This window comes from Mesorhizobium sp. M8A.F.Ca.ET.021.01.1.1 (genome assembly GCF_003998025.1).
Taxonomy (GTDB): Bacteria; Pseudomonadota; Alphaproteobacteria; order Rhizobiales; family Rhizobiaceae; genus Mesorhizobium.
This window is the reverse complement of sequence record NZ_RZSJ01000967.1, coordinates 1-1,123: the sequence shown is the minus strand read 5'-3', so window position 1 is coordinate 1,123 and position 1,123 is coordinate 1. Positions and strand designations below refer to the sequence as shown.

At 65.3% G+C, this 1,123-nt stretch carries 1 protein-coding gene and 1 pseudogene; both read left to right on the top strand.

Annotated elements, in window-relative coordinates; genetic code table 11:
* Nucleotides 1-595, top strand: a pseudogene (locus tag EOA36_RS35880) (peptidylprolyl isomerase); the annotation flags it as partial.
* The coding region (gene trpD / locus EOA36_RS35875; RefSeq protein ID WP_127281275.1) for an anthranilate phosphoribosyltransferase at nucleotides 592-1,123 on the top strand (532 nt) is incomplete at its 3' end. The pseudogene EOA36_RS35880 and the gene trpD, both read left to right, overlap by 4 nt.

The following is a 1,123-nucleotide window of genomic DNA, read 5'->3' as shown; positions in this document are numbered from 1 at the left end:
GCCGGAATCGCCGTCGCTGATCAAGGCCGTCTTTGATGCCGAACCCAACACCGAAAACGAAGCGCTGACCGCGGCGGACAACGGCTTCGTCTTCTATGAGGTTGGTTCGATCACACCGGCTCGCGACCGCACTCTTGATGAGGTGCGCCAGAGGGTGGTCGCCGACTGGACGGCTGCCGAGACCACCAAGCGGCTCGCCGCCAAGGCGGACGAACTCGAGAAGCGGCTCAAGGCCGGCGCCACGCTCGATGTCATCGCCAGTGAACTCAAGCTGGAAAAGCAGACCAAGCGCGGCCTGAAGCGCGAAGCCGATGATGCCGATTTCGGCAAGGAGGGCGCCGCCGTGATGTTCGGCGTCGGCGAAGGCGGCACCGGCTTGATCCCCTCGCCCACCGGCGACGGCCAGATCCTGTTCAAGGTCGCCGAAGTGTTCGAACCGGCCGGCGCCGACGCCAGCTCGGTGCCGGACGACGCGCAGAAATCATTCACCTCCGGCATGTCCGACGACCTGCTCGACCAATTGGTGGCGCAGTTGCAGACGCAATACGATGTCCGCATCGACCAGGCCGCCGTTGCCCAAGCCTCGACAAGATGAGCGCGCTGAAAACCCATATCGCCAAGGTCGCGACCGGCACCGCCCTGTCCTTCGAGGAGGCGTGCGAGGCCTTCGACATCATCATGTCGGGCGATGCGACCCCAGGGCAGATCGGCGGCTTCCTGATGGCGCTGCGCGTGCGCGGCGAGACGGTCAGCGAGATTTCAGGCGCCGTCGCCACGATGCGTGCCAAGATGCTGCGCGTCGATGCCCCTGACGGCGCCATCGACATCGTCGGCACCGGCGGCGATAATTCGCACTCGGTCAACATCTCGACAGGATCAGCCTTCGTCATTGCGGCCAGTGGCGTGCCGGTCGCCAAGCACGGCAATCGCGGCCTGTCCTCGCTGACCGGTGCGGCCGATGTCCTGATCGCGCTCGGCGTCAAGATCGACCTCTCGCCCGAGTTCATCGGCCGTTGCATTCGTGAGGCAGGCGTCGGCTTCATGTTCGCCCCCGCACACCATCCGGCGATGAAACATGTCGGCCCCACACGCGTCGAGCTCGGCACCCGCACCATCTTCAACC